Raw genomic sequence first — 12,267 nt, 5'->3', positions numbered from 1 at the left:
GCCCCGAAAAACCGCTCGGGAAGGTGCTCAGCTCACAGTTCGCGGGCCGGCGGGGGGCTACGCCGTGCGGCGCACCCGGGCCACCCAGGTCATCAGGTGGTAGATCACGATGGCGGCCACGGTGCCCAGCGCGATGCCGTTGAACGTGAGGGTGCCGGCGCTGAAGGTGTAGTCGGCGATGCCGATGATCAGGGCGGTGGCGGCGGTGAACTGGTTGACCGGCTTGCTGAAGTCCACTTTGTTGTCGAGCCAGATCTTCACGCCGATGATGCCGATGAGCCCGTACAAGGCCGTCGTGACGCCGCCGAGCACGCCCGCCGGGATGGTGCTGATGACGGCGCCGATCTTGGGGGAGAGGCCCAGCAGCACCGCGGTGATGCCGGCCACCCAGTACGCGGCCGTCGAGTAGATCCGGGTGGCGGCCATCACGCCGATGTTCTCGCCGTAGGTGGTGGTGCCGGAGCCGCCGCCGAAACCGGCCAGAACCGTGGCGAGGCCGTCGGCGAGCAGGGCACGGCCGGTGAGCTTGTTGACCGAGCTGTCGGTCATCTGCGCGACACCGCGGATGTGGCCCACGTTCTCGGCGATCAGCACCAGCACCACGGGGAGGAACGCCGGCAGTATCGCCCACACCGCGGGGTTCTCGAACGGGTTCGTCGGCAGGGTCAGCGGCGGCAGGCCGACCCAGGCGGCGTCACCGACGGCGCTGAAGTCGACCTCGCCCTGGATGACCGCGGCGATGTAACCGACGATGACGCCCAGGAAGATCGACAGACGGCCGAGGATGCCGCGGAACAGCACCGTTGAGAGGATGACGGCGGCGAGGGTGATCAGCGCGGTGAGCGGCGCGAGGGTGAAGTTGGCCTTCGCCACCGGTGCCAGGTTGAAGCCGATCAGCGCGACGATCGCACCGGACACGACCGGCGGCATCAGGGCGTCGATCCAGCCGGCCCCGGTGAACTGCACGATGGCGCCGACCAGTGCCAGCAGCACTCCGACGGCCAGGATGCCGAACAGCGCGCTGCCCATGCCCGCGGTAGCGACGGCGGCGGTGATCGGGGCGATGAACGCGAACGACGACCCGAGGTAGGACGGCAGTTTGTTGCGCGTGATCAGCAGGAACAGGATCGTGCCGATGCCGGAGAAGAGGATGGTGGTGCTCGGCGGGAAACCGGTGATCAACGGGACCAGGAAGGTCGCGCCGAACATCGCGACCACGTGCTGGGCTCCGATGCCGATCGTAATCGGCCAATTCAGGCGTTCGCCGGGGGCCACGACGTCGGTCGGGCCGACGGTCTTACCGTCGCCGTGCAGGGTCCAGGGCAGTGCCATTGGTGTCTCGTTTCTCTGGGATCCGGCCGCACGCATACCTCGCGCAGCCCTAGCTGAGCGTAGTGCTCCGCCAGCCGCACCACCGAGTTTGCCCCGGGGTCAGCGGACCGGATTAGGATCACCCCATGACTTCGCATACCGGCGCGCGCGCTCTCGATCCCCTCGAGATCCGGGTGTCCGGCGGGCTGGTGCGCGGCGTCAGCGAGCGCGGAATCCGCGCGTGGCGAGGCATCCCCTATGCGGCTGCTCCGGTGGGCCCACTGCGTTTCCGCGCCCCCGCCGCGGCTCCGCCCTGGCCGGGCGTGCGCGACGCGACGGAGTTCGGACCGGTCGCCACCCAGAGCCATAAGGGCCAGTTCCTCGGCGCGCACCCGCGCATCCCGCAGAGCGAAGATTGCCTGGCCCTCAACGTGATCGCCCCGGATGCGCCGATCGACGACGGGGCGCTTCGCCCCGTAATGGTGTTCGTGCACGGCGGCGCGTACAGCGTCGGGTCGTCGCGCGAGAATCCCCGCCAGGGTGAGGGACTGGTCCGCCGCGCCGGGATCCTGTACGTGAGCATGAACTACAGGCTGGGCGCGCTCGGCTACCTCGACTTCAGTCGCTACTCCACGCCCGAGCGGCCGTTCGAGAGCAACCTGGGTCTCCGCGACCAGGTCGCGGCGCTTGCCTGGGTGCGCGCCAACATCCGTGCGTTCGGCGGCGACCCGGATGCGGTGACCCTGTTCGGCGAATCGGCCGGCGGCAACGCGGTGACCACCCTGATGACCGTGCCGGCGGCCGCGGGGCTGTTCCAGCGGGCCATCGCCCAGAGCGCCCCGCCGAACGCCGTGTACCCGCCGGCGCTGACCGCCGAGTGGGCGGCGACATTCGTGCGCATCCTCGCCGAGCAGACCCCCGCTGCCCCGGCATCGCCGACCGCCGGCGCAGGGCACCAGGCCGAACCGCCGGTGAGTTCGGGCCTGACCGACGCCGAGGCCGTTCGTCTGCTGCTGGACGCCGACCCCGCCCGCCTCGCCCAGGCCACCACCACCCTCACCGTGCGCTCGCCCGACCAGTACCCAGGCACCATCCCGCTCTGCCCGGTCATCGACGGTGATTTCTTGCCCGAACGGCCGCTGGACGCGTTCCGCGACGGCCGGGCGCACCGCATCCCGCTGCTCATCGGCACCAACCAGCGCGAGGGTTCGCTGTTCAGCGGCCGCATCGACATTCTCGCGTCAACGCCGCCGCGCATGCGGGCGGTCTTCGCCAACACCAAGAAGAAGGCCAAGAAGGCCCTCAAAGCGCAGTACCCGGGCATCCCCGCGGCGCGGGCCGCGCTCGACTTCGGCGGCGACTACTCGTTCTGGTATCCGAGCGTGAAGGTGGGCGAGCGGCACTCCAGATACGCCCCGGTGTACTTCTACAGGTTCGACGCCGCGCCCCGGCTACTGCGTCGGATGGGCCTGGATGCCACGCACGGCCTCGAACTGTTCCCGCTCTTCGACAGACTGGACGGCTGGTTCGGCCGGGGCATGACGGTGCTCGGCGGCCGGCGGGAGTTCAAGGCCATCGGTGCGCGCATGCAGGGTTGGTGGCTGGGTTTTGCCGGCACGGGCGTTCCGGATGCCGCCTGGCCGCCATATACCGAGGCGGACAGGTTGACGCTGGTCATCGACAGCCGCGACCGGATCGAGGCCGATCCGCAGGCCGAACGGCGGGTCGCCTGGGGCAAATTCGTGCCGCACGTTTAGCCAGCCAGGTTGGGCCGATTATCACGGCCGCGGGACGCGTCGTAGAATAAGGCGTTTGGCACGCCGCCGCACACCGACCGGGAGAGCATCATTTCCGCATCAGAGCACGAGTCCACCGCAGCAGCCCCAACCGCCACGACAGGCACCTCGACCGGAACCCCATTGGCGTCCGGTCCATCCGAGCCCACGGGGCGCGGTACCAAGTCCGTGCTCGACCGGTATTTCGAGGTCACTCGCCGCGGCTCCACCTGGAGCCGCGAGGTGCGTGGCGGCCTGGTCACCTTCGTCACGATGGCCTACATCGTCATCCTCAACCCGCTGATCCTCGGCGGCTTCAGTGCCGACCAGGCCGCGGTGGATGTCGCCGGCAACTGGCTGCCCAACGGCCAGGTCGCCGCGGTGACCGCGCTCACGGCCGGGGTGATGACCATCCTGTTCGGTGTCATCGCCCGACTGCCGTTCGGTTTCGCCGCCGGGCTCGGTATCAACTCGTTCCTGGCCGTGAGCGTCGTGGGCCAGGTCACCTGGCCGGAGGCCATGGGCCTGGTCGTCATCAACGGCCTCATCATCGTGCTGCTGGCATCCACGGGCCTGCGCGAAATGATCTTCACCGCCGTGCCCCGTCAGCTCAAGATCGCCATCACCGTGGGGATCGGCCTCTTCATCGCGTTCATCGGCCTGGTCGACTCCGGTTTTGTTCGCTCCAGCGGCGTCGCCTCCCCGCCCGTGCAGCTGGGCGAGTCCGGTTCGGTCGCCAGCCTGCCCACCGCGGTGTTCGTGATCGGGCTTTTGCTGATCGGTGTGCTTGTGGCCCGCAAGGTGAAGGGGGCCCTGCTCATCGGTATCGTCGGCACCACGGTGCTCGCCGTGATCCTGGAGGCCATCTTCAAGGTAGGTCCTTCGCTCGGCACCAACCCGGCCGGTTGGAACCTCAACGCCCCGGTGCTGCCGACCAGCTTCGTCGCACTGCCCGACCTGTCCCTCGTGGGCGAGGTGAGCTTCGGCGCGTTCGAGCGCATCGGTGTGCTTGCGGCAGTGATGCTGGTCTTCACGCTGGTCTTCACGAACTTCTTCGACGCCATGGGCACCATGACCGGGCTCTCCAACGAGGCCGGTGTCGCCGACAAGGACGGCAACTTCCCCCGGCTCAAGTCGGCGCTGATCGTCGAGGGCGTCGGTGCCGTCGTCGGTGGCGCCACCTCCTCCTCGTCGAACACTGTCTTCATCGAGTCCGGCGCCGGAATCGGTGAGGGTGCCCGAACGGGCTTCGCGAACGTCGTCACCGGGCTCTTGTTCCTGGCCGCAATGTTCTTCACCCCGCTCACCCAGATCGTTCCGCTCGAGGTGGCCGCAGCGGCCCTCGTGATCGTGGGTGCCATGATGGTGTCGCAGATCCGGTTTATCGACTTCAGCGACTTCTCCATCGTGCTGCCGGTGTTCCTCACCATCATCGTGATGCCGCTGAGTTACTCGATCGCCAACGGCATCGGCGCCGGCTTCATCAGCTGGGTCATCGTGCGCTCGCTCTCCGGCAAGGCGCGTGAGATCAGCCCGCTGCTCTGGGTCGTCGCGGTCGGCTTCCTGGTCTTCTTCGTGCGCGGTCCCGTCGAGGTCCTGTTCGGCGTCTAACGGATGCGCGCGCCCGCCACCGCGACTGGCCGGCTGTGACATGACATTTGAGGCCTCCTGGATGCGTTCCAGGGGGCCTCAACTGGCTTCTGGTGCGTGCGCCGTGCGAGGGATGCGCTACTCCAGTAAGCCGCGTAGCTCCGCTGAAGGCTACGAGGCCATCGAACACGACGTCCTCCCCGAGGAGCCCGCCGCCACGTAACTTGTGGAGTCGCACCTGCGTTTTCTTGCACAGACCCTGCCCGGAGACGACGGTTCCCTGCGTAACGCAGGCGAAACGTGCGGCTCCGGTGCCGGGCCGGGGCCTCGCGATAGAGTGGGTCGGTCATGAGCCACAAGCTCTTCACCGAAGGCAATGGAGCCCACGTGCACCCCACCAGCAGCATGTCCGCAAGAACCGAAACGACGAACGCCGAATTGACCATAGAAGACACGACCAGCCCCCAGGATCTCAGCGCCGACATCCCCGCCGTCACCCCCGGCTTCCGCATCGAGCGCGATTCGCTCGGCCGCGTCGAGGTCCCCGCGGACGCCTACTGGGGTGTGCACACCAAGCGGGCGCTGGAGAACTTTCCCATCGCCAAGCGTCCGATCTCGGTCTACCCCGACTTCGTCGTGGCCCTCGCCTCGGTGAAGCAGGCCTGCGCCCGCGCGAACGCCGAGGTGGGCGCGCTCTCCCAAAAGCGGGCCGACTGGATCGACGCCGCCTGCCAGGAGATCATCGAGGGCAAGTACCACGACCAGTTCGTGGTGGGAGTCATGCAGGGCGGCGCCGGCACCTCCACCAACATGAACGCCAACGAGGTCATCTGCAACCTCGCGCTGGAAAACGCGGGCTATGGGCGCGGCCGCTACGACATTCTCAGCCCGATCGACCACGTCAACCGCAGCCAGTCCACCAACGACACCTATCCCACCGCGATCAAGATCGCCCTGGCGTTCTTCCTCAAGCACCTGCTCCGCGAACTGAAAGCGCTGCAGGGCTCCTTCTCGGTCAAGGCCGACGAGTTCGAGCAGATCCTCAAGGTGGGGCGCACCCAGATGCAGGACGCGGTGCCGATGACCCTCGGCCAGGAGTTCCACGGCTTCGCCACCACTCTCGGCGAGGACTACGACAGGCTCACCGAGACGATCTGGCTTCTCGCCGAGGTCAACCTGGGCGCCACCGCGATCGGCACCGGCATCACGGCCGATCCCGGGTACGCGGCCGCGGCCATCCGCCACCTCAATCTGATCACCGGGCTCAAGCTGGAGGCGGCGCCGGACCTGATCGAGTCGACCAGCGATGCCGGCAGCTTCATGTCGTTCAGCGGCAACCTCAAGCGCAGCGCCATCAAGCTCTCCAAGATCTGCAACGACCTGAGGCTGCTCTCCTCCGGCCCGCAGGCCGGGTTCGGCGAGATCAACCTGCCGCCCCGCCAGGCCGGTTCGAGCATCATGCCCGGCAAGGTCAACCCGGTCATCCCCGAGGTCGTCAACCAGGTTGCCTTCGCCGTCGCCGGGGCGGATGTGACGGTGACGATGGCCGCAGAGGGCGGGCAGCTGCAGCTCAACGCCTTCGAACCCGTCATCGCGCACTACCTGTTCCAGAGCCTCACCTGGATGACCCAGGCGATGTGGACCCTGCGGGTGAACTGTATCGACGGCATCACCGCCAACGAGGACCGGCTCGCCGCTATGGTCGGCTCGAGTGTCGGCGTGATCACCGCGCTCATCCCGCACATCGGCTACGCGGCCGCCGCGGCGCTCGCTCAGACGGCGCTGCTCACCGGGCGCAACGTGTCCGACCTGGTGGTCGAGGCCAACCTGATGACCAGGGAAGACGTGATGCGCGAGCTCGAACCGGCCCGGTTGTCCGGGATGCGGCCCGACACCGGAACTTCCTCGATCCCCATCATCGAGTAGGCCCGCCGAGGAAAGGCGGGCGGCGCTACTCTGGTGCCGTGTCCCTGCGTGTGAGGCAACCGCTCCACAGGAACGAGCCGATCCGGCCCGATCGACTCGCGATGCTCGACGCCGCCCTGCCCGACCTCGACTGGACGATCCTGCCGCCGGGCACCGAGCGGTTCAGGTTCCACGCGCCCAGCGGCCGGCTGGCCGCCATCGGGCTGGGCCGGCGGGGCGACCCGCGGGTCCTTCTCGTGCCGGGGGCCACCGGGTCGAAGGAGGACTTCGTGCTGCTCGCGCCGCTGATCGCCGACGCCGGCTACAGGGTGGAGAGCTTCGACCTCGCCGGCCAGTACGAGTCCGCGGCGGCCGGGCCGGTGCAGGGCCGGCGTTTCGATTACGACCTCTTCGTTGCCGACCTGGTCGCGGTGCTGGAATCGGGGGAGAGCCCGGTGCACGTGCTCGGCTACTCGTTCGCCGGCCTCGTCGCCGAGCTGACCCTGGCGCGGCGGCCGGAGCTGTTCGCCTCGCTGGTGTTGCTGACCACGCCGCCGGGGCCCGGCCAGACCTTTCGCGGCGTGCGCTGGCTCGGCTCGATCAGCGGCCTGGTGCCCGCGCACACCATCGCGTCCCTGATGATCTGGGGCATCGTCACCAACCGCAACCACACCCGGCCCGGCCGTCTCGACCTGGCGCGCAGGCGGTTCGGTTACACCCGGCGCACCAGCCTCGACCAGATCATGGCTCTGATGAAGCACACCCCAGATGTGCGCAGGGAACTGGCCAGCAGCCGGGTGCCCAAGCTCATCGCCGTGGGCGACCGCGACCTGTGGAAGGTGGCGCAGCACCGGCGCTTCGCCCACCGGATCGGCGCGGACCTGCGCGTCTACCCGGCCGGGCACAGCCCCTGCGAGACCACCCCGCACCAGCTGGCCCGCGACCTGCTCGCTCTCTACGCGAGCGGTCGCTGACGGCAGGGATTCCTGGTTGTAAGTTGCCGCAAAACGACCTGTCAGAGCGCGCGAAGCGGTCTTTTGCGGCGACTCGCCGCGCGCCGGCGGATGCGCCAGGGCGAGTAGTCCGGCCAGCCCGAGAAGAGAGTGCGGCCGGCCCACGCCACCCGGCGGCCGAGCCCGCGCGGGGTCTCGAACGGGCGGGCGGAGATCGCTACTCTGAGGGAGCGGTCGAGAGTGACCGGTTCGTCGCGGCCCAGGTGCATGCTGAAGTCGAGGTCGTCGTGCACATCGTTGCGGGTGCGGCGAACCCTGTTGCGATTGGCGGCCCAGACCTGTCGGCGCATCGCGAAATTCGATCCGAACAGCGGCGGGTGGCCCAGCCAGAACCCCATCCAGCGGAAGTAGCCGCCGATGTAGACCCGGCCACCCAACCAGGCTGTGACGGGGCCGCAGTTGTAGAAGTCGCCGGGACCGGTGTACACGGCGGTGTCGGGATGGGTCGTGAATCGGGCCTCGATCCGCTCCAGCCAGTCCACCGGGGGCACCGAGTCGGAGTCGAGCCGGGCGATCACGTCGCCGGTGGCCGCGTCGTAGCCGGCCGCGGCGGCCGGCCAGATTCCCCGCAGCGGTTCGCGGACCAGGCACACACCGGCGGCGGTGGCCACTGCGGCCGTCGCATCCGTGCTGGCGTTGTCGACCACAATGATCTCGTCGGCCGGCCGGCGCTGCTGAGACAGTGCGCGCAGACAGGTGCGCAGGAAGTCGGCGTCGTTGTAGACCGGGATGACGACCGAGATGGTGACCGGTGGCCGGCCAGGCTCAGATTTCACGGCAGTGGGTCGTGAGGAGCCCGATCCGGTCGATGGAGACGGTGACGGTCGAGCCGTCCTTGAGGAACACCTGCGGCTTGCGGCTGTAGCCGGCGCCGCCAGGACTGCCGGTGGAGATCAGCGTGCCGGGTAGCAGCGTGGACGTCAGCGACAGGTAGGCGATGATCTCGGCCACCGTGCGCACCATGTCGCCGCTGGAGGCGTCCTGCAGGATGCGCCCGTCGACGTGGGTGGTCAGCCAGAGGTTCTGCGGGTCGGCGATCTCGTCTGCGGTGACCACCAACGGGCCGGTGGGGGTGAACCCGTCGAACGACTTGCACCTGGACCACTGCGCCTCGGAAAACTGCAGGTCGCGGGCGGTGATGTCGTTCACGACGGTGTACCCGAAGACGTAGTCGAGGGCGTCGCGAACCGACACGTTGCGGGCGGGCCGGCCGATGATCACGCCGAGTTCGGCCTCGTAGTCGACCTGGCCGGTGAGGTCGCTCGGCCAAGAGATGATCGACTCGTGGCCGGTGAGCGAGTTCGGCCACAACGAGAACACCGTCGCGGCGGTCTCGCTGCGCAGCTTGAGCTCGGAGGAGTGGGCCGCGTAGTTGGCGCCGATCGCGATGATCTGCGGGGGGCGCAACACCGCAGACGAGTGCCGCAGATCGTCGATGGGGGTGAGGCTGGCACCGTGGGTCAGCGCGTTCGCGGTGAGCGCCCGCACCCTGTCGTATTCCGGGGCGCCCTTCTCGAGGAGGTCCTGGAGGTCGCGCGGGGCGTCATCGATCACCTCGTCGAGGAAGAGTGCCGCGTCGTCCACCACGATGGCTAGACGGGGGGTGGATTGGCCTTCAACTCTGAGATGCGCAAACTTCACTTCTTCAGCGTAACCGGCCAGAACCGTTCTTGCCGTGAACTGCCTGCCCGGCCGGTCGTGGGGCTCCCGCCGCCCGCCAGAGGTGCATGCCGGCGTAACTGCGCCATGGCGCCCAGACGCTGCCGTGGGCGGCGAGGTCTCTGGCCGTTGCGGGCAGGCCGAGCCGATCGGCGCCCTGGCGCAGGGCGAGGTCGCTGGTGAGCAGGATGTCGGGGCTGCCGAGAACCCGCATGGCCACGTACCCGGCAGTCCACGGTCCGATGCCGGGCAGGGCGGTCAGTCGGGCCTGCAGATCGTCGCGGGTTTCCCCGACGTCGAGCACGAGGTCGCCGGCAGCTAACGCCGCGGCGACGCGGATGATCGTGTCGATGCGGGCCGCAGGGCCGCGCAGCACGTCGCGGCCGTGTTCGGCGATGCTGGCGGCTGTGGGGAAGAGCAGCTGTGGGGTGGCGGTGGCGGTGGCGCCGGGCACCGGCTTGCCGAGGGCCGCACTGAGCCGGCCGAGGGCGGTGCGGGCGGCGGCGACAGACACCTGCTGGCCAAGCAGGGCCCGGAACAGGGTCTCCTCGGGGTCGAGGCTGCCCGGCACCCGGATGCCGGGGGTACCGTGCACGGAGCCGGCCAGGGCCGGGTCGTCGGCCAGGGCACGATCGATGGCCTGAGCATCCGCGTCGAGGTCGCACAGGCGGCGCACCCGGCTCACGAGAGGAGCGAGGTCGGCGAGGCTGCTCAGCCGGGCGGTGCAGGCGATCGCGGGTGCCTCGAGGGTGCCCGCGACGGCCAGCTGCAGGGTGGCCCAGCCGTGCGGGAGCCGTAGGGTGCGTTCGTACCCGGCGGAGGTGGACCGTTCGACACCGTCGATGGCCCGCACACCCAGGAAGCCGAGCAGGCCCGTGCCGTCGAACGGTGCACGGGCGGGCAGCAGCAGGCTGATCCTCGTGCCGGTGCCGGTGCCGGTGCCGGTGCCGGTGCCGGTGCCGGTTTCGGTGTCCCGGTCGCGGCTGCCGGCCCGCACCCGGGCGCCGGCCCGCAGGGCCGACGGTGTGCGCTCGTACACTGCGGCGATGGTGTCGTTGAACTGCCGCACGCTGCCGAAACCGGCGGCGAATGCGATGTCGGTGACCGGCAGGTTGGTGCTCATGAGCAGCACGCGAGCGGTCTGCGCGCGGTGGGCGCGAGCCAGCGCCAGAGGGCCGGCGCCGACCTCGGCGACCAGCACCCTGGTGAGGTGTCGCGGGGTGTAGCCGAGCCGGTTTGCCAGCCCGGGCACGCCCTCTCGTTCAACGGTGCCGTCGCCGATCAGCCGCATCGCCCTGGCGGCCAGGTCGTCACGGATGTTCCACGCCGGCGACCCCGGCACGGCATCGGGCAGGCAGCGTTTGCACGCCCGCAGTCCCGCCTCATGAGCCGCGGCAGCCGTGAGGTAGAACGACACATTGCCGGGCTTGGGGGTCACGGCCGGGCAGCTCGGTCGGCAGTAGATGCCCGTGGAGTGCACGCCGGTGATGAACTGGCCGTCGAAGCGGGCGTCGCGGGAGGACATGGCCCGGTATCGTTCGGCGAAGACCGGGTCGACGGGGGAGCTGGGCGCTGGTGTCACCCCCCAAGACTGACACGCGCACCGCACGACCGGTAGCGGGAATCAGACATCGCCGTTCGGGGCCATCGCTCGGGCGGAATCTGCCCGGTTCGAACCGGTCCGGTCCCCGTAAACTGGCGGGCATGACCCTCGACCCGACCGGCCGACCGCTCGCCGTGCCCCAGCAGGACACCCCCATCGAGACGCCGGTGTGGAGTTCGCCGGTGCGGCGCACAAACCTGAGCACTGTCGTGTGGGCCAGCATCGGCATCGTGGTCGCCGCGCTCGCGCTGTTGCTGGTCCTGGTATACCTCTCGACCTTCCTCGGTCCGGGCGCGGTGCTGGTCTGTCTGCTGCTGGCGCTGGTGCCGCTCACCCTGGTGGTGCTGGCGGTGCGTTGGATCGACCGATGGGAGCCGGAACCCCGGCCGGCGCTCTGGTTTGCCTTCCTCTGGGGCGCCGGCGTCTCTATCGTGACGGCGCTGGTGTTCGACCTCGGTGTGCAGATCGTCGTCGCGACCAGCGGCGTGGCCCGACCGGCGGGCGACTTCACGGCCGCCGTCATCCAGGCGCCGCTCGTGGAGGAGTCGGCGAAGGGATTCGGCATCCTGCTGCTGTTCTGGGTGATCCGCGGCCAGTTCAACGGTCCGATCGACGGAGTCGTCTACGCGGCCATGATCGCCGCCGGCTTCGCGTTCTCGGAGAACATCCAGTACTTCGGTGTGGCGATGCTCGACGGCGGGATCGCCGACCTCGGCGTGACCTTCCTGTTGCGCGGGGTGATCTCCCCGTTCGCGCACGTGCTGTTCACGGCCTGCACCGGCCTGGCCATCGGCTTCGCCGCCCGGCGTGCGAGCGGTTCAAGTTATCTCGGCGCCGTGTTCATCGGCCTGGCCGCTGCGGTTCTGCTGCACGCGGTGTGGAACGGGGCGTTCTTCCTACTCACCGACGACGCATCCCTGGTGGGCTACTACTTCCTCGTACAGGTGCCGATGTTCCTCGGCGCGATCCTGGTCGTGGTCATGCTGCGGCGCAAAGAGGAGGCGCTGACGGTGCAACGGCTCAGCGACTATGCCGCCGTGGGCTGGTTCACCCCGGCCGAGGTGGCGATGCTGGCCACTCCCCGCGGCCGACGCCAGGCACGGGCATGGGCACACGGCCAGCCGCAGGCGCGTCGCCTCGCGATGAACCGCTTCATCACGGATGCCACCCGGCTGGCATCGGTGCGGCAACGACTGGTCAGCGCCCAGCTGCGCCCCTCCCGTCGCAGCGGCGCAGCGGCACAGCCGGGAACCACCCCCGACCAGGTCGAGGAGGCCCGGCTGCTGGGCCTGCTGATGGACGACCGCGCCCAGGTCATCGGCTGACCGTGCCGCCCGGTTTCACGGCCCCACGAGAAAACTCGCCGCCCGGTGGTGTGGCACTGCCGACAACTCTCCCGGTGCGGCGAGTT

Annotated in this window: 9 protein-coding genes; 5 read left to right on the top strand and 4 right to left on the bottom strand. The window is 69.2% G+C overall.

Features of this window, described 5'->3' with window-relative positions; translation table 11 throughout:
* Positions 1-57: 57 nt before the first annotated feature.
* Positions 58-1,332: a uracil-xanthine permease family protein gene (locus tag E3O60_RS01745; RefSeq protein ID WP_088455653.1), complete on the bottom strand. Its 1,275-nt coding sequence runs from the start codon at positions 1,330-1,332 to the stop codon at positions 58-60.
* Between the two features lie 125 nt (positions 1,333-1,457).
* On the opposite strand from E3O60_RS01745, the gene E3O60_RS01740 reads away from it, so the two are divergent.
* The 4 genes from E3O60_RS01740 (at position 1,458) to E3O60_RS01725 (ending at position 7,555) form a co-directional block, all read left to right on the top strand.
* On the top strand, positions 1,458-3,068 hold the full coding sequence (locus E3O60_RS01740) for a carboxylesterase/lipase family protein (RefSeq protein WP_134496997.1): 1,611 nt from the start codon (positions 1,458-1,460) through the stop codon (positions 3,066-3,068).
* A 162-nt stretch (positions 3,069-3,230) separates the two neighbouring features.
* Positions 3,231-4,697 (top strand): NCS2 family permease, encoded by a 1,467-nt coding sequence (locus E3O60_RS01735; RefSeq protein WP_240632418.1) that lies wholly within the window; start codon positions 3,231-3,233, stop codon positions 4,695-4,697.
* 384 nt (positions 4,698-5,081) lie between these two features.
* Entirely contained in the window at positions 5,082-6,602 is a 1,521-nt protein-coding gene (locus E3O60_RS01730) for an aspartate ammonia-lyase (protein ID WP_088457923.1), read from the top strand.
* Positions 6,603-6,640: 38 nt separating this feature from the next.
* Positions 6,641-7,555 carry an alpha/beta fold hydrolase gene (locus tag E3O60_RS01725; RefSeq protein ID WP_370448629.1) on the top strand — a complete coding sequence of 305 codons (915 nt, stop codon included), beginning with the start codon at positions 6,641-6,643 and terminating at the stop codon, positions 7,553-7,555.
* Between the two features lie 41 nt (positions 7,556-7,596).
* Here the strand turns inward: E3O60_RS01725 and E3O60_RS01720 are convergent, their stop codons facing one another.
* The 3 genes from E3O60_RS01720 to E3O60_RS01710 are packed head-to-tail and all read right to left on the bottom strand — an operon-like array spanning position 7,597 to position 10,835.
* The gene (locus E3O60_RS01720) at positions 7,597-8,370 is read right to left on the bottom strand and encodes a glycosyltransferase family 2 protein (protein WP_134496995.1); all 774 of its coding nucleotides are present in this window, start codon (positions 8,368-8,370) and stop codon (positions 7,597-7,599) included.
* Complete coding sequence (locus E3O60_RS01715; protein ID WP_088455658.1) at positions 8,360-9,235, bottom strand: fumarylacetoacetate hydrolase family protein; 876 nt, start codon at positions 9,233-9,235, stop codon at positions 8,360-8,362. Before E3O60_RS01715 ends, E3O60_RS01720 begins: the two co-directional genes overlap by 11 nt.
* Before the next feature lie 4 nt (positions 9,236-9,239).
* Positions 9,240-10,835: an AlkA N-terminal domain-containing protein gene (locus E3O60_RS01710; RefSeq protein WP_255455306.1), complete on the bottom strand. Its 1,596-nt coding sequence runs from the start codon at positions 10,833-10,835 to the stop codon at positions 9,240-9,242.
* A gap of 122 nt (positions 10,836-10,957) precedes the next feature.
* Here E3O60_RS01710 and E3O60_RS01705 point away from each other — a divergent pair, with 122 nt between their 5' ends.
* Positions 10,958-12,181, top strand: a complete 1,224-nt coding sequence (locus E3O60_RS01705; RefSeq protein WP_134496993.1) for a PrsW family intramembrane metalloprotease — start codon at positions 10,958-10,960, stop codon at positions 12,179-12,181.
* Positions 12,182-12,267: the final 86 nt, after the last annotated feature.

It is taken from the genome of Cryobacterium sp. TMB1-7, assembly GCF_004402435.1.
Taxonomy (GTDB): Bacteria; Actinomycetota; Actinomycetes; order Actinomycetales; family Microbacteriaceae; genus Cryobacterium; species Cryobacterium zongtaii.
This window is presented reverse-complemented; position numbering and strand designations above follow the sequence as displayed.

Excerpts from the sequence above, each read along its gene's own strand:
- E3O60_RS01745 (WP_088455653.1), bottom strand. The coding sequence starts at position 1,332 with ATGGCACTGCCCTGGACCCTGCACGGCGACGGTAAGACCGTCGGCCCG.
- E3O60_RS01740 (WP_134496997.1), top strand. The coding sequence starts at position 1,458 with ATGACTTCGCATACCGGCGCGCGCGCTCTCGATCCCCTCGAGATCCGG.
- E3O60_RS01730 (WP_088457923.1), top strand. The coding sequence starts at position 5,082 with ATGTCCGCAAGAACCGAAACGACGAACGCCGAATTGACCATAGAAGAC.
- E3O60_RS01705 (WP_134496993.1), top strand. The coding sequence starts at position 10,958 with ATGACCCTCGACCCGACCGGCCGACCGCTCGCCGTGCCCCAGCAGGAC.